16 protein-coding genes are annotated in these 18,254 nt (G+C 59.5%); 5 read left to right on the forward strand and 11 right to left on the reverse strand.

From position 1 onward, the window contains the following. Positions 1-212 precede the first annotated feature (212 nt). From AABB92_RS10320 to phoB, 4 genes are all read right to left on the reverse strand, one after another. Complete coding sequence (locus AABB92_RS10320) at positions 213-1,316, reverse strand: cobalamin-independent methionine synthase II family protein (protein WP_031374701.1); 1,104 nt, start codon at positions 1,314-1,316, stop codon at positions 213-215. Positions 1,317-1,689: 373 nt separating this feature from the next. Next, positions 1,690-2,610, reverse strand: a complete 921-nt coding sequence (locus tag AABB92_RS10325; RefSeq protein ID WP_031374702.1) for a PstS family phosphate ABC transporter substrate-binding protein — start codon at positions 2,608-2,610, stop codon at positions 1,690-1,692. Between the two features lie 19 nt (positions 2,611-2,629). Beyond that, a complete protein-coding gene (gene phoR, locus AABB92_RS10330) occupies positions 2,630-3,943 on the reverse strand; it encodes a phosphate regulon sensor histidine kinase PhoR (RefSeq protein WP_031374703.1) in 1,314 nt (437 codons plus the stop codon). 14 nt (positions 3,944-3,957) lie between these two features. Continuing rightward, positions 3,958-4,647 carry a phosphate response regulator transcription factor PhoB gene (phoB, locus tag AABB92_RS10335; protein WP_003852491.1) on the reverse strand — a complete coding sequence of 230 codons (690 nt, stop codon included), beginning with the start codon at positions 4,645-4,647 and terminating at the stop codon, positions 3,958-3,960. Positions 4,648-4,842: 195 nt separating this feature from the next. Between phoB and sbcD the strand changes: the two genes are divergently transcribed. Together sbcD and AABB92_RS10345 are read left to right on the forward strand one after the other, a co-directional pair. Next, a complete protein-coding gene (sbcD, locus tag AABB92_RS10340; RefSeq protein ID WP_031374704.1) occupies positions 4,843-6,042 on the forward strand; it encodes an exonuclease subunit SbcD in 1,200 nt (399 codons plus the stop codon). After that, positions 6,039-9,713 carry an AAA family ATPase gene (locus AABB92_RS10345; protein ID WP_046288492.1) on the forward strand — a complete coding sequence of 1,225 codons (3,675 nt, stop codon included), beginning with the start codon at positions 6,039-6,041 and terminating at the stop codon, positions 9,711-9,713. Before sbcD ends, AABB92_RS10345 begins: the two co-directional genes overlap by 4 nt. Positions 9,714-9,743: 30 nt before the next feature. On the opposite strand, the gene AABB92_RS10350 is transcribed toward AABB92_RS10345, so the two are convergent. Genes AABB92_RS10350 through AABB92_RS10360 form a run of 3 tightly spaced genes read right to left on the reverse strand, consistent with a single transcriptional unit; the run spans position 9,744 to position 11,445 of the window. Continuing rightward, positions 9,744-10,400, reverse strand: coding sequence for a DUF799 domain-containing protein (locus tag AABB92_RS10350; protein WP_031377609.1), 657 nt, complete (start codon positions 10,398-10,400; stop codon positions 9,744-9,746). Next, complete coding sequence (locus AABB92_RS10355) at positions 10,397-10,756, reverse strand: DUF4810 domain-containing protein (RefSeq protein WP_031377608.1); 360 nt, start codon at positions 10,754-10,756, stop codon at positions 10,397-10,399. The genes AABB92_RS10350 and AABB92_RS10355 overlap by 4 nt, the downstream gene beginning before the upstream one ends. An 11-nt stretch (positions 10,757-10,767) precedes the next feature. Next, positions 10,768-11,445, reverse strand: a complete 678-nt coding sequence (locus tag AABB92_RS10360; RefSeq protein ID WP_046288493.1) for a CsgG/HfaB family protein — start codon at positions 11,443-11,445, stop codon at positions 10,768-10,770. Positions 11,446-11,597: 152 nt separating this feature from the next. On the opposite strand from AABB92_RS10360, the gene AABB92_RS10365 reads away from it, so the two are divergent. Next, complete coding sequence (locus AABB92_RS10365) at positions 11,598-12,026, forward strand: cell envelope integrity TolA C-terminal domain-containing protein (RefSeq protein WP_031377607.1); 429 nt, start codon at positions 11,598-11,600, stop codon at positions 12,024-12,026. Here AABB92_RS10365 and qhpR read toward each other — a convergent pair. Continuing rightward, positions 11,986-13,056: an AraC-like transcriptional regulator QhpR gene (gene qhpR, locus AABB92_RS10370; protein WP_082097592.1), complete on the reverse strand. Its 1,071-nt coding sequence runs from the start codon at positions 13,054-13,056 to the stop codon at positions 11,986-11,988. The genes AABB92_RS10365 and qhpR overlap by 41 nt on opposite strands. 149 nt (positions 13,057-13,205) lie before the next feature. Further along, entirely contained in the window at positions 13,206-14,210 is a 1,005-nt protein-coding gene (locus tag AABB92_RS10375; RefSeq protein ID WP_031377605.1) for a phosphotransferase enzyme family protein, read from the reverse strand. 258 nt (positions 14,211-14,468) lie between these two features. Here AABB92_RS10375 and eat point away from each other — a divergent pair, with 258 nt between their 5' ends. Next, on the forward strand, positions 14,469-15,833 hold the full coding sequence (gene eat / locus AABB92_RS10380; RefSeq protein WP_031377604.1) for an ethanolamine permease: 1,365 nt from the start codon (positions 14,469-14,471) through the stop codon (positions 15,831-15,833). A gap of 28 nt (positions 15,834-15,861) precedes the next feature. Here eat and mak read toward each other — a convergent pair whose 3' ends face one another. Next, complete coding sequence (gene mak / locus AABB92_RS10385; protein WP_031377603.1) at positions 15,862-16,773, reverse strand: fructokinase; 912 nt, start codon at positions 16,771-16,773, stop codon at positions 15,862-15,864. A gap of 146 nt (positions 16,774-16,919) precedes the next feature. Here mak and rdgC point away from each other — a divergent pair, with 146 nt between their 5' ends. After that, positions 16,920-17,831, forward strand: a complete 912-nt coding sequence (gene rdgC, locus AABB92_RS10390) for a recombination-associated protein RdgC (protein ID WP_031377602.1) — start codon at positions 16,920-16,922, stop codon at positions 17,829-17,831. A gap of 45 nt (positions 17,832-17,876) precedes the next feature. Here rdgC and ppnP read toward each other — a convergent pair whose 3' ends face one another. After that, on the reverse strand, positions 17,877-18,167 hold the full coding sequence (gene ppnP / locus AABB92_RS10395; RefSeq protein WP_031377601.1) for a pyrimidine/purine nucleoside phosphorylase: 291 nt from the start codon (positions 18,165-18,167) through the stop codon (positions 17,877-17,879). Positions 18,168-18,254: the final 87 nt, after the last annotated feature.

Consider the following 18,254-nt stretch of genomic DNA (forward strand, 5'->3'; position numbering starts at 1 on the left):
CGTTTATAGCGGGGAAAGGCAATACGGGATCGGAAAACCAGAAGGTTATCCCGTTATTTACGTAACAACCAGTGGATAGCGTTAATTTTTAACCCAGGCACACAAGATGATGTGCCTAAATAATAAACAGACCGCGAGAATTCCCCGCATAACGCCGCTGACAAATGCACAAAAGGCGCGTTTTACGCGCCTGTTTGCACAAGTTTACAGCATTACCACACCTGTTTTGCGATATCGACCACCAGGCGAATCTTCTGCCACTGCTGCTCTTCGCTCAGGCTGTTGCCCTCTTCGGTAGAGGCAAAGCCGCACTGCGGGCTGAGACAGATCTGGTCGAGGCTGACATACTGCGCCGCTTCCTGCAGTCGGGCTTTCACCTGCGCCGGATCTTCCAGCTCACCGGATTTGGTGGTGATCAGGCCCAGCACCACCTGCTGATGGCCTGGCTTGATGAAGCGCAGCGGCTCGAAACCGCCTGAACGGGCATTGTCATATTCGAGGAAGAAGGCATCGACATTGACGCTGCCAAACAGGATTTCCGCCACCGGCTCGTAACCACCTTCTGAAATCCAGGTTGAGCGGAAATTGCCACGGCAGACATGCAGACCAACGGTCAGATCGGCTGGCTTGTCTTCCAGCGCCTTGTTCAGCACCTGAGCATAGGTCCGCGCCAGCGCTTCCGGATCGTCGCCGCGTGCCCGGATATCGCGTTTCTGATCCTCAGAGCAAAGGTAGGCCCAGACGGTGTCATCCAGCTGTAGATAACGGCAACCCGCGGCGTAAAACGCCTTAATGGCGTCTTTATAGGTCTGTGCCAGGTCGTCAAAATAATCTGCCAGGTCCGGATAGACCTCAGCGTCGATCACTTTGCGACCGCCGCGGAAGTGCAGCACGCTGGGGCTGGGAATGGTCATTTTTGCCACCGCATCACCGGCAATGCTTTGCAGGAAGCGAAAGTGTTCCAGCATCGGATGGCTGGAAAAGCCGAGCTTGCTCACTACTTTTACGCCATGCGCTTTGGTCTGCACGCCGTTGAACTGGATCCCCTGCTCTGCTTCATAAGCTTCCACACCATCCAGGCCGTAGAAAAAATCGAAGTGCCACCAGCCGCGACGAAATTCGCCATCGGTCACCACCTGCAGGCCATTTTCGCGCTGTCTGGCGACCACATCGCGGATGGCGTCATCTTCAACCTGGCGCAGCGCTGCCGCATCAATTTCGCCAGCGGCGAACTGCTCACGCGCCTGCTTAATCGCGGCGGGACGCAGAAAACTGCCTACGGTATCAGCACGGAACGGGGCGGTATTTCTTTGCATGATCACTCCTGTCTCGCCTGCCGATGGTTTCAGCAGGAAATAATTGCGCTCTGTTATTTATAGCCATCTGGATGGCTATACGTCTGAACGCAGAATGACATGTGCCGCCGCCCGCTGCAATAGAAGAAAATTCACAGGCCATGAAGAAAATTCATGTTGGCAGATAAGACGGGCTACCGCGCGGTTTTGCAGCAGATAAGCAGCGACATGCGCGCGCCGGGAGAGGAGCACATCCATAGCGGTTAAGGAGAGAATGCGCGCCTGAAGGTGAACCTTCCAGGTTCCGGACAGCGAAAGCCCTACGCGCCTGGAGACCCTCGCTTAAACATCGCGCGCAGCACACAAGCAGAGCAGAATGCGCGTCTGAAGAGGATCAGTTAAGCGCCGCGCGCGCCTGCGCCATCTGGCTATCAGAGAGTGGCAGATAACCCGCTTCGCTGACCCGTCGCTGTCCCTGCACCGAGAGCACCTGCTGCAGGAAGGCTGCGACCAGCGGTGGCAACGGCTTACCCGGCGCCTTGTTGACATACAGATAGAGCGGACGGGCCCACGGATAGCGACCACTGCGGATTGCGTCCGCGTCGGGTGCCACAGCCTCACCCCGATCGTTCACCACCGCCAGCATCTTTACGCCGCTGAGGTGGAAGCCAAAACTGGCGTAACCGATGCTGCGTGGATTGCCTGCCACCGCCTGCACCACCGCTGCCGAACCGGGAAATTCGGCTACGTCATTGCGAAAATCACCCTGACAGAGCGCCTGCTGCTTGAAGAATCCCCAGGTACCGGACGCCGAGTTGCGTCCGTAGCGCTGGATCGGCCGGTGAGCCCACTCAGCCGCCCGCGCGCCGAGATCGCCCCAGCGTTGCGGCACCGAGGTGGCCCCGCACAGGCGGGTAATCGAGAAAATGGCGTCAAGCTGACGCGGCGTTATCTGCTGCAGCGGATTGCGCTGATTGACCACCACCACCAGCGCATCCATCGCTACCGGTACCGCCAGCGGAGGATAACCATAGCGCGCTTCAAACGCCTGCCGTTCATCCGCCTGCATCGGGCGGCTCATCGGTCCGAGCTGCGCCGCACCGGCAGCCAGCGCAGTCGGCGCGGTCGACGATCCGGATGCCTGCACCTGCACATTGACGCCCGGAGCCTGCCGACTGAAATCCTCGCCCCACAGCGTCATCAGGTAGCCCAGGGTATCAGACCCGACGCTGCTAAGGTTGCCCGACAGCGCGCCGGGCTGTGCCAGCGCCATGCCCGGCAATAAAATGACCATCAACAAAACAAGTGCGCGCATCAAGCAGATCCGTCAGCCATTAATGGAGGGCATTCTCCTGCATCCCACTGCTGACAATCAACCTTGCCGGCAAGGTAAAGGTAAAACAGGTCTCCTGATGCGGCACGCTGGTGATATCCAGCCGCGCATTATGGTGGCTCAGGGCATGTTTCACGATCGCCAGCCCCAGTCCGCTGCCGCCGGTCGCCCGCGATCGCGCCTTATCGACCCGGTAGAAACGCTCGGTGAGACGGGGAATATGTTCAGCCGCAATGCCCGGTCCGTTATCGCACACCCGAAACGTTGCGCCCTGCTTACTGCGCAGCCAGCTGATATCAATGCGCGTGCCCTCCGGCGTGTGGTTTACCGCGTTGTAGACCAGGTTGGAGATGGCGCTGCGCAGCTGTTCATCGTTGCCAAAGACTTTCAGATGCGGATCGGTATGGAAATGGATGTCGTGACGTCCGCCGCTCAGGGTGGCGGCCTCGTGTTGCAGCAGCCGGAGCATCACCGGCACATCGACCTTCTCTTTCAGATCGATCGCGGGCGCAGCTTCAATCCGCGACAGCGTCAGCAGCTGCTTGACCAGGCTGTCCATGCGGCGCGTCTGCTCCGACATGGTATGCAGCGCCTTGCCGCGTGAACGCTCGTTCATCACCGAGTCATTCATCATCTCCAGATAGCCCTGCAGCACCGTCAGCGGGGTACGCAGTTCATGGCTGACGTTGGCAAAGAAGTTACGGCGCGCCCCTTCCAGCTGGTGCATCTGGGTGACGTCACGCGCCACCAGCAGCCACTGCCCTTCACTGTAGGGCATGACGCGAAATTCCATGTGGTACTGGTTATTCAGCACCAGCGTCAGGGGTTTGTCGAAGTCACGCTGGCGGATATAGCGCGAGAATTCCGGATAACGCAGCAGGTTGAGGATGTTCTGGCCATTATCTTCCGGCCAGCGTAGCCCGAGATGCTGTTGCGCCAGCCCGTTGCACCAGAAAATGGTGCCCTCTTCGGTGGTGAGGATCACCGCATCTGGCAGCGACTCAGCGCCGCTGCGAAAGCGTTTAATCAGGTTGCCGAGTTCACGCCGCCGCCGCCGGTTGCGTAACTGCATCTGGTAGAGCCCGTAAAACAGCGGTTCCCAGCTGGCCCGCCCAGCCGGCGGCGTCATAGTGCGATCGAGCCACAACCAGTGCGACAGGCGCATCAGGTTGTGGAAATGCCACAGCAGCACCGCCAGTACGCTCAGCAACAGCAGCCACGGCAGATAACCGAACAGCAGGCCAAGCAGCAGCGCAGGCAGACACGCCAGCAGCAGTTCTGACAGTAATCTCTTCCAGGAGAGGCGTTCCAGCACGGTGAAAACTCCGTTTAGTAGCGGGCAGAGAAACGATACCCTGTTCCACGGACGGTTTGTACCATGCGATCGTGGCCGGAGACTTCCAGCGCTTTACGTAAACGGCGAATGTGAACATCGACGGTGCGATCTTCGACATACACGTTGGTGCCCCAGACATGGTTCAGCAGCTGCTCGCGGCTGTAAACCCGCTCCGGGTGCGTCATAAAGAAGTGCAGTAGTTTATATTCGGTAGGGCCCATTTCCAGCGGCGTGGTTTCGGACATCACCCGATGCGAGGAGGGATCCAGACTCAGTCCCTGCATCTCAATCACCTCTTCCACCGCCATCGGTGAAATACGGCGCATGACGGCTTTGATGCGCGCCATCAGCTCTTTTGGCGAGAAGGGCTTGGTGATGTAATCGTCAGCGCCGACTTCCAGCCCACGCACCCGGTCCTCTTCTTCACCACGTGCGGTGAGCATCATCACCGGAATATCGCGGGTCATCGCTTCGCGTTTCAGATGCTTAATAAACTGAATGCCGCTGCCGCCGGGTAACATCCAGTCCAGCAGAATCAGATCGGGCCAGGGTTCAATCAGCTTACCCACTGCGCTGTCATAATCTTCCGCCTCAATTGGCTGATAGTCGTTCTGCTCCAGAACAAAGCACAACATTTCACGGATTGGGGCTTCATCTTCCACAACCAAAATGCGCTTAGCCATTATTACTCCTGCTGATATGACGGCTGTCACTGAGATTCGCGGCGCCATTATGCGTCAGATTTGTGACACTTTTATGAAAAACATAACCGCTCATTCAGGCCAGTGGTAATCAATTATGACAGCGCAGCGACAATTTTTCGCTTTGGCCGCAGAGCCAGTATAATCGTCGGGCGAATTACAACGGCAGGGAGTTTTATGCGCATCATTCATACTGCGGACTGGCATCTGGGGCAGTTCTTTTACAACAAGAGTCGGGCGGCGGAACATCAGGCGTTTCTTGACTGGTTGTTGATCCAGATTGAACAGCATCAGGTGGATGCGTTAATCGTTGCGGGCGATCTGTTCGATACCGGCACCCCGCCCAGCTACGCGCGCGAAATGTTCAACCGCTTTGTGGTGGCGCTGCAGCCCAGCGGCTGTCAGCTGATTGTGCTGGCGGGCAATCACGACTCGGTGGCGACGCTCAATGAGTCACGCGAACTGCTCGCCTGCCTGAATACCCGGGTGATCGCCACGCCTCAGACCAACAGCGATGTGCTGCTGCTCACCACCCGTCAGGGCGAGCCGGGCGTGCTGCTGTGCGCCATTCCTTATCTGCGACCGCGCGATATTCTGCGCAGCCGCGCCGGACAGTCCGGACGCGACAAGCAGACCTCGCTGCTGGAGGCGATTGCTCACCATTATCAGCAGCGCGTGGCTGCTGCGCGGGCGCTGGAGCCGGCTCTGCCAATCGTGGCTACCGGTCACCTCACCACCGTCGGCGTCAGCCAGAGCGACTCGGTGCGTGACATCTATATCGGCACGCTGGACGCCTTCCCGGCCTCCGCGTTCCCGGACGTGGATTACATCGCGCTCGGCCACATTCACCGCGCTCAGCGGGTGGCGGGCACTGAGCACATTCGTTACAGCGGCTCGCCGATTCCACTCAGTTTTGATGAACTGGGCAGTGAAAAAAGCGTCTTCCTGCTGGACTTCACCCCGCGCGGTTTGCAAGCGGTGACGCCGCTGGTGGTGCCGCAGGTGCAGCCGATGCAGGTGCTGAAAGGTTCACTGGCGCAGATCGCGCAGCAGCTCAGCGATTTCAGCGACATGCAGCAGGAAAAACCGACCTGGCTGGATATTGAAGTCACCACTCAGGAGTACCTCAGCGATCTGCAGCGTCAGGTGGAAACCCTGACCGCAGAACTGCCGGTTGAGGTTTTGCTGTTACGCCGCAGCCGCGAGCAGCGTCAGCACAGCCTGGCGCGACTCGATAACGAAACCCTGAGCGAACTGAAAGTGGAAGAGGTGTTTGCCCGTCGCCTGGCGCTGGATAGTGAACTGCAACCGCAGCAGATCGATCAGATGACCACCCTGTTCCGCCAGACGCTGGCCGACATTGAGGAACCACAATGAAGATCCTCACGCTACGGTTTAAAAACCTTAATGCACTGCGCGGTGAATGGTTTATCGATTTCCGCGCTGAACCCTTCGCCAGTAACGGGCTGTTCGCGATTACCGGTGCCACTGGCGCAGGCAAAACCACGCTGCTGGATGCCATCTGCCTGGCGCTCTATCACCAGACGCCGCGTCTCGGCGCCATCTCCCAAAGCCAGAATGCGCTGATGACCCGCGACTGCGCCGAGTGTCTGGCTGAAGTGGAATTTGAGATCAAAGGCGAAGCCTGGCGCGCCTTCTGGAGCCAGAACCGCGCACGCGGCACCGCCGACGGCAAACTGCAGGCGCCGCGGGTTGAGCTGGCGCGCTGTGCCGACGATACCATCGTCGCCGACAAGGTCGGTGACAAACTGAGGCTGATTGAGACCCTTTCCGGCCTCGACTTTGAGCGTTTTACCCGCTCAATGATGCTGTCCCAGGGGCAGTTTGCCGCCTTCCTCAACGCCAAAGCCAGCGAACGGGCCGAACTGCTGGAAGAGCTGACCGGCACCGAAATTTACGGCCAGATTTCCGCCGCAATCTATGAACGTCACAAAGAGGCAAAAACCGCGCTCGACCTGCTGCGCAGCCGGGCGGGAGCCATGGCGCTGCTGGATGACGACACGCGCACCGCGCTGCAACAGCAGATGCTGCAACTGAGCGCGGCGGAACAGACGCTGAGCCGTGACTATCAGCACGCCCAGCAGCAGCAGCAGTGGCAGCAACAGGCGCAGCAGCTCCAGCAGGATATCGCGCAGACCCGCCAGGCGCTGCAACAGGCGGAGGCGGCGGCGCAGGCCGCTGAAGCGGACCGACAGCGGCTGGCGCGCAGCGAACCGGCTGAAAAGCTGCGGGCTACCCTGCAGCAGCGTGACGAACGGGCGAATGCGCTGCGTGAGGTACGCAGTCAGCAGCAGCAGCTGTCCGACGCACACCAGCAGGCGCTGGCTGAACAGCAACGCCAGCAGCAGCACTATGCCACCGCCCAGGCCGCGGCGGAACAGGCACGCCAGCAACAGCAGCAACAGGAGAGCCTGCTGACCGAACAGGTGATGCCGCTGGATCAGTCACTGCAGGCGCTGCAACAGCAGCTGACGCAGCAGCAGCAGGAAAAAGATCGCCAGCAGCAGCAGTGCGATCAGACTCAACGTATGCTGACCGATCAGACTCACCAGCTTACCGTCTTACAACAGGCGATCGCGGAGCAGCAAACCCTGCGTCAGCAGTTAGCCGATATGGCGCAATGGGGCGCATCGCTGCCGCTGTGGCAGGAACGATTTGCCCAGCTGGCGCAGCGCGAGGCGACCCTCGCCGGACTGGCGCAACAGCAGCAGCAACAACAGCAGAAAATCGCGGCGCAGCAAGCAGAACGGGAACAGCAGGCTAAGCAGGCATTACCACGCCAGCAGGCTGAGCAGGCCGCCGCTCAGGCGCTGCTGCAAGCGGAGCAAGTACTAACTTCGCTGCAGAAGCAGCATCCGCCAGCCGCGCTGCGAGAGGCGCTGAGCCAGCTGCACAGTCGCCGCGCGGCGCGGCAGCAGCTGTTACTGCTTTCTACCCAGTGGCACCCGCTGCATCAGCAGCTTGGTCAGCGCCAGCAGCAGCTGGCCGGGCTGGAAAAAGCTCACCAGCAGGCGGAGGCGGAATTACACAGCCTGCGCGAAAGATGGAAACGCGAGAAACAGCAGCTGGATGATGTCGATAAAATCTGCGCGCTGGAGCAGCAGATTGCCGATTTTTCGCAGTATCGCGCCCGGCTCACACCAGACCAGCCCTGTCCGCTGTGCGGCTCCTGCACGCATCCGGCAGTCGCCAGCTACAGCACGCTGGAAATCAGCGCCAATCAACAGCGACGCGCTGCCCTGCAACAGCAGGTCGATGCGCTACGCGAGGCGGGTACCGCCAAAAACGAACAGTTAAAGCAGTCGGCGATCCAGCAGCAGACGCTGCGCGACGACATTGCCGAAACCCAGCGGCAGCTTGTTGGTCTGGAGCAGCAATGGCAGGCGCTCAGCGGTGAGCTGGCACTTACCTTCACCCTGTCAGATCGCGACGCACTGACCCAGTGGCAGCAGCAGCAAAATCAACGCGAACAGCAGCTTGAGCAGCAGCGGCAGGCGCTGGAGGCGGCTGAGCAGGCCCGTCAGGCGGCAAAAGATCACCATCTTCAGCAGTCGCAGGCCTGGCAGCAGCATCTGCAGGCCGAACAGCTGGCACAGCAGTCGCTGGATAACCTGCAGCAGGCGCTGAGCGCGCTGCAACAGCGCCAGCAGCAGGAACAGGCGAGCTGGCAGCAGTTGCAGGACGCGGTACAGCAGCAGTTCAGCCAGCATGGCCTGAGCCTGCCTGCCGCCGCTGAACGAGAATCCTGGCTGGCTGTTCAGCAGTCCCGCTGGCAGCGCTGGCAGGAAAGTGAGCAATTACTCGCTAACCTGCAGCCGCAGCTGCTGCGCGGCGAAACTCAGCTGACCGCGCTGCAACAACAGGCTGAACGTGAACAGCAGCAGCTGACTACTCAGCAGCAGCAACTTCACCATCATCAAACCCGGCTCGACGAGATGCGCCAGCAGCGTCAGGCCCTGTTTGGCGATCGCGAGGTCACCGTGGCCCGCCAGCAGATGCAGGCCAGCATCCGCCAGCATGAGGCGCAGCTCGCACAGCAGCAGGAGGGGTTACAGCGGGCGCAAAGCGGAGTCAGCAGCCTGCAGGGCCAGCTGGCGGTGCTGGAGAGCCAGCAGCAGCAGCTCGTCACCCGTCTGGCTGAGGCGGAACAGACACTGCTGCAGGCGCTGACGGCCGCCGGTTTCCGTGATGAAGCCACGTTGCGCGCCGCGCTGCTGGATGAGCAGACCGCCCAGCAGCTGCGTCAACAGCTACAGCAGATCGATCAGCACCATCAGCAGCAACAGACGCGGCTGGCGGATCTGCATCAGCGGCAGGCGGCGCACCAGCAGGCGCAGCCCGCTGCGATGCCAGCCTCGGCTGAGGCGCTGGCGCAGCAGCTGGAACAGTTGCGGCTGGCGCTTCGTGACAATGCCAGCCAGCAGGGCCAGATACAGCAACAGCTACAGAGCGATGCCAGCCTGCGCCAGCAGCAGCAGAGCCTGATGACACAGATTGCAGAGGATGAAACGGTGCTGGCGCAGTGGGGACTGCTCAACGATCTGATTGGCTCCGCCAGCGGCGACAAGTTCCGGCGCTTTGCCCAGGGCTTAACGCTGGATCACCTGGTGGCGCTCGCCAACCGTCAGCTCGACCGGCTGCATGGCCGTTATCTGCTGCAGCGTCGGGCGCAGGATCTGCTGGAGCTGGACGTGGTGGATACCTGGCAGGCTGACACGGCGCGCGATACCCGCACCCTCTCCGGTGGCGAGAGCTTCCTCGTCAGCCTGGCGCTGGCGCTGGCGTTATCCGATCTGGTCAGCCACAAAACCCGTATCGAATCGCTGTTTCTGGACGAAGGCTTCGGCACGCTGGATGCGCAAACGCTCGATACCGCGCTGGACGCGCTGGATGCGCTCAACGCCAGCGGAAAAACCATCGGTGTGATCAGTCACGTTGAAGCGATGAAAGAGCGGATTCCGGTGCAGATCAAGGTGCGGAAAATGAACGGGCTGGGCTACAGCCAGCTGGAGTTGCCGCAGGGATAACGGGCGCCGCAGCGCCCGCTTTGTTGCCGATCAGCGGACGCTGATCGGCCTGTAGCGCGGACCGGTCAGCAAACCGCCCTGCTCATTCTGCGCCAGCAGGCGATTGCTGGTCAGGCCGGCAATCGAGTGAGCTTTATCGCTGACGTTGTTGGCGATCTGTTTAATCGCCGCATTGACCAGCATGCCGACCAGTCCGCCATTGTTATTGTTGCCCTGTTCACTGTCGCTGGCGGTGGCATAACCCTGCCAGATCTCTTTGCCGCTACGCAGATCAACCAGCCGCGCGGTTGCTGACACGGTGGTCACGCTGTCGATCACCCGGTAGCTGCTGCCGTAATCGGTGATCGAGATATAGAGCGCGCTGTCGGCGTGAAAGATCTTATTCAGGCGAGCCGGACTGACTGCCTGGATTTCACTGCCGCTGGTCAGGCCATTCTGCTGGAAAGTCTCTTCCACTACCGCCACCGGAAACACGTAGTAACCCGCTTCGGCCAGCGGCTGGGTCACCAGCGAGGTCAGGCTGTGAGCGGCATTAATATCCGGAGCTTTGTTTTCGGCCGGTAACACCAGAATCGACGCAGGTTTGCTGGCGCGAAACGCGCTGTAGTCATACGGTTTTTTGTGCTGCGCACAGCCGGTCAGCAGCAGCACGGCCAGTGCGCCGCCCAGGGCAATCAGTTTTTTCACCGGGTCACTCCTTGTTTGTCACTCATCAGAAAATCCATGTAAGGGCCGGCTTCCGGAAACAGCTGCTTTTCCATGGCGAACTGGCTAAAGGCTTTATTGGTATCACCGGTTTTGGCGTACAGCAGGCCGAGCTGAGCGTGCAGCCCTGGCGCGACCGGCTGGTTTACCGCACGGGCTTTTTCAACATCCAGATTCAGCGCGTCGATCTGCTTCTGCGGATCGCTATCTTTCTGGTAGTAGCTGTAAATCTGCTGCTGATAATCGCCCCAGTAGTAGAGGGTTTTCGGCGTTTTCGGCGCACAGCCAGCCAGCAGCGCAGCCGCCATCAGCAGGCCGCCCAGTGTGATCATTTTCATTTACTGCTTCCTTATTTAGCCGGACGCCAGGCGCCGCTGTTGATTCCATCCACTAAATGATCGACCGCTTCACGAATCGCCAGATCCATGACTTTGCCGTTCAGCGTCGAGTCGTAGCTGCTGGTACCGCCAAAGCCGATGATTTCCCGGGCAGAAAGCTGGTATTCGCCTGCGCCCTGCGCGCTGAACACTACCTCGGAGGTGGTGACGTCCACCACGTTGAGATTAACTTTGGCGTAGGCGATCTGGCTCTTACCCCGACCGAGAATGCCCCACAGCTGCTGATCGCCGACTTCTTTGCGGCCAAACTCAGTGATATCACCGGTGATGATGTAGTTCGCGCCTTTGATATTTTGCTGGCTGCGCCTGAAGTCCGCTTCCTGCTCTAACTCTTTCAGGTTGCTGCGGTCGAGCACGCTGAAGCGGTTAGTCTGCTGCAGGTGGGTGATCAGAATGGTTTTTGACTGATTGCCCAGCCGGTCAACGCCATCGGAGAAGATGCCGTTCATATACGAAGAGCGGTTATCAAACTGACCGACGGCAATCGGACTGCGCACGCCCTGGTAAGCGGGCTGGCTGGCCGCGCGGACCTGAGGTGCCTCAATGGCTCGGGATGATTCGGTGGCGCAACCGCTGATCAGTGAAGCACTTAATAAGGTGAGTGCCGCAACGGCATATTTTCTCTGCATTTCTAATCCATGAATAAATAATAAGAAACCGCGCTCGGGGCGGTAAATTCTGGTTCTGCCGACAGTCGGAGTAATGCCATAGCATTCGCCAGTCCGGTCTGTAGACTGTCGGCAACAGCAGAACAGAACTTTAATCAGAATTGGTCAGTTCAATGAATTTAATTAATGTAATTTCGAAAATATTGCCGGGCGTTATTATCGCCGCCCTGCTCAGTGGCTGTCAGCATTCTGAACCACAGCAACGGGATAGCGTCGCCAACCTGTGTCAGCCGATGAAGGATCCCGACAGTGCATCCTGTCAGTGGACTAATCAAATGCAGCACCGACTGAATCAGCAATTCAGCGATGCGTCGCGCTATGCGGGCCAGCAATGCCTGGTCCGGCTGGAGTGGCAACAGAGTGGACGCTATGCGGTGACGCAGACTCAGGGAGATGAAGCGTTGTGCTTACGGGCGTGGCAGCTGGCAGCACAGACGCAGGGATTGCCGCCACCACCGGTGCGTACCCAACCGGCGTGGTTTGGCTTTGCGCCGCGCCAGACTAGCTTGCCAGCCCATGCTGCCGCCACTGACGCGGGCTGATGCCAAACCAGCGACGAAAGGCGCGCGAGAAGGCGCTGACTTCTGAATAACCCAGCAGCAGCGCCATTTCAGAGATCGGCAGCTGCTTCTGCTGCAGATAGTGAGTGGCCATTTCGCAGCGAACCTGATCCACCAGCGCAGTAAAGCTGCAGCCCTCTTCACGCAGCCGCCGCTGCAGCGACCAGCTCGATAGCCCCAGTTTATCGGCCACCTCTTCCAGCACCGGTTCGCCCTGCATCAGCGACAGATTAACCTGTGAGCGCGCCTGCTCTGCCAGGCTCTGCTGCGAGGCGGCCCGGTTAAGCCGGCGAATCGCATCCTGCATCACCATCAGCAACATCGGATCGCTGTCCGGCATGCTGCGCAGCAGATCGCGCTTCGGGATCACCAGCGAGTTAAACGGTTGATCGAACCAGATTGGGGCATCGAACACTTTACCGTGATCGTGCCACTGTTCCGGGCGCGGATGTTCAAAGTGAACTTCACGCGGCGCCCAGTTTTTGCCTGCCGCATGGCGAATCAGATTCATCAACATGCCCAGCGTCAGCTCCGCATCCTGACGGCGCGACAGAATAGCGCCGTGACGGACCTGATAGTCGAGCCGCCAGCACTCGCCTTTGTCCACCAGCCGGGTCAGCGTGTCGTGCTGATGCCACGGAAAGGCATTAACTACGTTGTGCAGCGCCTGCTCCAGCGTGGCCGAGCAGAGTCCGATATAGCCAATCAGGCCTAATGACTGCGGTTTAAACTGCCTGCCGTAGTGCAAACCGAAGTTATCAAAACCGGAGTGTCGTGCCGCCTCTTCCAACACCCGACAGTAGTTGACCAGCCCGAGGCTAAGCGTCGGGCTGGTCAGCCGCTCCGGATCGATGCCGCTGATGCCAAAGATGCGGTCAACGTCGCCGCCACGGGTATGAATAAAATCGCTCAGGCCAGTGGCCGCAGCGGCCAGCACGCCGTGATTGCCGGCACCCACAGCAGCGGAGCAGGCAGCAAACGCATCGGGCTGTTTCATCATCATCGGATTCATGGTCGCCTCAGTCAGAATTCAGGGGGATCACCCACTGTCAGACTGAGCAAATTCCGTACCAGCTTAATTGTTCCGGGTTTCAGCCAGTTAGCCAGCCGGCATCGGGCAGGCAGCACTGCGGCAGCGCACTGACGCCCGCCTCTGGTGCATCAGGCACCCACCGGCAACTGCTCGCTCTCCAGATAACGACGACAGAGACGTACCGAGTGGCTGGCCCATTCGGTACCCAGGCTCTGCGCCATCTCGGTTTCAGCGTGCGATCCCACCCAGGCGGTGAGCTGGATCCGGCGCTGGATCAGCAGCGTCGGCAGCAGCGCCATCTCCCGATCGCTGATGTGCGAGACCTGCTCGTAACCGCGGATCCAGTGATCGATCCATTCTGCCGCGCGCGGATGATGCTCAACAAAACTGATCGCGGCCGCCAGATCGTGCAGATACCAGCCCATCCCGCAGTCATCAAAGTCGATCACCCGGGTTTCGCCGTTGTGCAGCAGCAGATTGGTCAGCCGCAGATCGGCGTGGATCAGGCCATAACGATCCGATCCTTTACCAAACTGCGCCAGCGCCTCGCCCGCCTGAGCGATCGCCTGTTCGACGATCGCGTGATCGGCTGGATGCAGATGCGGCGCATCCTGCCAGCGTCCCCAGTGACTCTGCGCGCTGGTCATGGTGTGGTGATCCCAGATGATGCGCTGGAAGCCTGCCGGCGGCTGCCACTGTTTGCTGTGCTGATGCAGCCGGGCCGTAATCTGCCCCAGCTGCTGAAAGGCGCGCGGGTCCACCTCGGTGGTCGGCATCTCGCCGTCAATCCAGTGGAACAGCACCACATAACGCTCGCCGCCGTCGGGCAAACGCAGCGTCAGCACGCGCTCGCCCTGGCTATCGGCTACCGCCTGCGGCACCACAATGCCGGTTTCACGCAGCGCATCCAGCCACAGCAGTTCGCTGAGAATATCCGCTTTTTGATGGTAGTCGCCGCGATGCAGCCGCAGCGCATAGCGTCTGCCGCCCGCCTGGAGCAGGAAGGTGGCATTTTCTGAGCGACAGAGCAGGCGCAGCGTGCCCTGCAGCGCGGCGGGATAATGGCCTAGCGCCTGCTGCGCCAGTGCGGTGAGTTGGGAATCAGTCAGGTTGTCATATTGTTTAGCGCTCATCAGTCCGGCTCCTGGTCACTTGCGTCACCTCAGCATGCGTTGCCAGAACCTGTGCTGCTTGACCGCAGAGCAGTCAAAGTTGACCGCAGCGTGCATCTGGCCCGGTTGTTGCCTGTGAGTTGACCGTGGAGGACAGCATTGACCGCGCCGACGTCAAGTCGCGGCCCGCAAGGCAACGGCATTATCCCTTCACTGTAGCGTAAACCATGATGTGCGGTATCACTGCCGCGCTGCACCAACAACGACGGGGATAACAGTATGACAAACAGACTCAAGCCCACTCTGGGCACCCTGCATCTGTGGGGGATCGCGGTAGGCCTGGTTATCTCAGGTGAATACTTTGGCTGGAGTTACGGCTGGGCGGTGGCGGGCACGCTGGGCTTTCTGGTCACCACCGCGTTGATTGCCACGCTCTACACCTGCTTTATTTTCAGCTTCACCGAGCTGACCACCGCGATTCCACATGCCGGAGGGCCGTTTGCCTACAGCCGCCGCGCTTTTGGTGAAACCGGCGGGCTGATTGCCGGTCTGGCCACGCTGATTGAGTTCGTCTTTGCGCCGCCGGCGATTGCGATGGCAATTGGAGCCTACCTCAACGTGCAGTATCCGGCGCTTAACCCGAAAACCGCCGCGGTCGGCGCTTACCTGCTGTTTATGACGCTCAACATTCTTGGCGTGAAACTGGCGGCGATGTTCGAACTGGTGGTCACGGTTCTGGCGGTGATTGAGCTGCTGGTGTTTATGGGCGTGGTGTCACCGGGTTTCAGCCTGGCCAACTTTGCCGCGCACGGCTGGGCCGGCAGCGACAGCTTCGGCATGCCCGCCTTTTCCGGTATTTTTGCCGCTATTCCGTTCGCCATCTGGTTTTTCCTTGCCATTGAGGGAGCTGCGATGGCGGCGGAAGAGGCAAAGGATCCGACCCGCACCATTCCTCGCGCCTACATCAGCGGCATTCTGACGCTGGTGGTGCTGGCGATCGGCGTGATGCTGATGGCAGGCGGCGCGGGCGACTGGCGCAAGCTGTCAGACATTAACGATCCGCTGCCGCAGGCGATGAAAATGATTGTCGGCGAACACTCTAACTGGATGCACATGCTGGTGTGGATCGGCCTGTTTGGGCTGGTAGCCAGCTTCCACGGCATCATTCTCGGCTATTCACGTCAGTTCTTTGCGCTGGCACGCGCTGGTTATCTGCCGCCCGGGCTGGCGAAACTGTCACGCTTCCGGACCCCGCACCGCGCCATCATTACCGGCGGCGTACTGGGGATCGCAGCGATTTACAGCGATGGCATTATTAATTTGCAGGGAATGACGCTGACGGCAGCGATGATCACCATGGCGGTGTTTGGGGCGATTGTGATGTATATCATGAGTATGCTGAGCCTGTTCCGGCTGCGCCGCAGTGCGCCGCAGCTGGCTCGCAGTTTCCGTGCACCAGGCTACCCGATAGTGCCGGGCATCGCCCTGCTGTTATCGGTGGTCTGTCTGCTGGCGATGCTGTGGTTTAACCCGATCATTGGCGCGCTGTTCTTCGCCTTTATGCTGGTGGGCTATCTCTACTTCCTTGCGACCAAAGCCCAGCGCGATCGGGCGCCACAGGACAGCATGCTGGTGGGTGAATAGCAGGGCGCGCCCCGCTATTCGGTGCTGATCAGTCGTTGAGCGGCCAGAGCCAGGCCGCTCCACGCACGCCGCTGGAATCGCCATGGTGAGCCTTCAGCACCGGCGTTTCGCATTCGCCGCCAAATACCCATTTTTTCATCAGCGTCGGCACGGTCTGATAGAGACGATCGACATTGCTCATCCCGCCGCCCAGCACGATCACGTCCGGATCGATCAGATTCACCACCTGTGCCAGCGATTTTGCCAGCCGCAGTTCGTAACGGCTCATCGCCAGTTCGGCGATCGGATCCTGCTGCGCCAGCAGCGATACGATCTCCGCGCCTTTACGTGACACCCCGCTCAGCCGCTGATAATCAATAGCGAAACCGGTGCCCGAGACGAAGGTTTCAATGCAGCCCTGCTGCCCACAATAACAGGGCACTTCCTGCCGATAACGTAGCTCATCCTCATCCATCCACGGCAGTGGATTGTGGCCCCACTCGCCGGCATTGCCGTTACCGCCGATGCGTGACTGACCATTGATCGCCACCCCGGCACCCGAGCCGGTGCCAATAATCACCGCAAACACCAGCGGCTGACCGGCACCTGCCCCGTCGACCGCCTCAGAAACGGCGAGACAATTCGCGTCGTTGGCGATGCGCACGTCACGATTCAGCGCCTGCGCCAGATCTTTATCCAGCGGCTGGCCGTTGAGCCAGGTGGAGTTGGCGTTTTTTACCCGCTTGCTGTAGGGCGAAATCGTGCCGGGAATACCGAGGCCGACGGTGCCGGTCTGCCCGGTTTTCTGCTCCGCCAGGCGGACCAGATCGACAATCGCCTGTACCGTTGCCTGATAGTCATCACGCGGGGTGTTGACCCGGTGACGAAACAGCTCCTGTCCGGCGTTCGATAACGCAATCACTTCTGTCTTGGTGCCACCCAAATCAATGCCTATGCGCACGGTTTATTCCTCATTATTCGTTCAGGTGGAAGATACAGTAGAAGGCGCCAGCCGGAAAGGCAATGAAACCACTCCGATGTTTCGCTATCATGCGCGCTGACTCTGTTAGACTTGTGCGCCCGATCGCGCCACGGTAAGGAATCCCGATGTTGTGGTTTAAAAATATGATGGTTTATCGTCTGAATCGTGACATTCCGTTGTCCGCAGACGAGATGGAAAAACAGCTCGACGCCTTCACTTTTTCGCCGTGTGGCAGTCAGGATATGAGCAAAACCGGCTGGGTACCGCCGATGGGCAACCGCAGCGATGCACTGACGCATGAAAACAACGGCCAGATTGTCATCTGCGCCCGTAAAGAAGAGAAAATCCTGCCGTCTCCGGTAGTGAAACAGGCGCTGGAAGCGAAAATCGACAAGCTGGAAGCGGAGCAGAGCCGCAAGCTGAAGAAGACCGAAAAAGATTCGCTGAAAGATGAAGTACTGCACAGCCTGCTGCCGCGTGCCTTCAGCCGCTTCAGCCAGACTTACCTGTGGATCGACACGGTGAACAACCTGATTATGGTTGACTGCGCCAGTGCCAAAAAAGCGGAAGATACTCTGGCGCTGCTGCGCAAAAGCCTCGGCTCACTGCCGGTGGTGCCGCTGACGCTGGAAAGCCCGATTGAACTGACCCTGACCGAATGGGTACGCTCCGGCGACGTGCCGGCCGGTTTCGCCCTGATGGATGAGGCGGAGCTGAAAGCAATTCTGGAGGATGGCGGCGTGATCCGCTGCAAGAAGCAGGATCTGGTGTGCGATGAGATCGCTAATCACATCGAAGCGGGCAAGCTGGTGACCAAACTGGCGCTGGACTGGCAGGAGCGCATTCAGTTTATGCTGGCCGACGACGGTTCAGTCAAACGCCTGAAGTTCAGCGACACGCTGCGTGACCAGAATGACGATATTGATCGTGAAGATTTTGCTCAGCGTTTTGACGCCGACTTTATTCTGATGACCAGCGAACTGGCTGCGCTGACCAGCAACCTGGTGGAAGCATTAGGCGGCGAAGCCCAGCGTTAAGCCGGTGCTGCCCTGAAAGAAAATGGCCGCATTGCGGCCATTTTTTTATCCTTTCAGGTAGCGACAGAGATAGGAGCTGGGTTCGCCAACCTGCAAATGAAATTCGCTGTGGCCCGGCACGTTGAACACCGAACCCGCTTCAAACCATTGCCACTCGGTTTCACCCGGCAGCAGCACCTTCAGCGACCCGCTTACCACGGTCATCTCTTCCGGCTGAGCGGTACCAAAGGTATATTCGCCTTCAGCCATCACGCCCACGCTGGCACGGCCGGTGCTCGCACTGTCAAAACCAATGGATTTAACTTTTCCGTCAAAATACTCACTAATGTTGAGCATAATACTTCCTCACAGCACATTAAGGTGTCTGGCAGTGTAGAAGGGAACTCGCTGATCTGTCACGCGAAATGATGGTCGTTTGTGATC

Source organism: Pantoea brenneri, assembly GCF_038594305.1.
In the GTDB taxonomy this organism is placed as follows: Bacteria; Pseudomonadota; Gammaproteobacteria; order Enterobacterales; family Enterobacteriaceae; genus Pantoea; species Pantoea brenneri.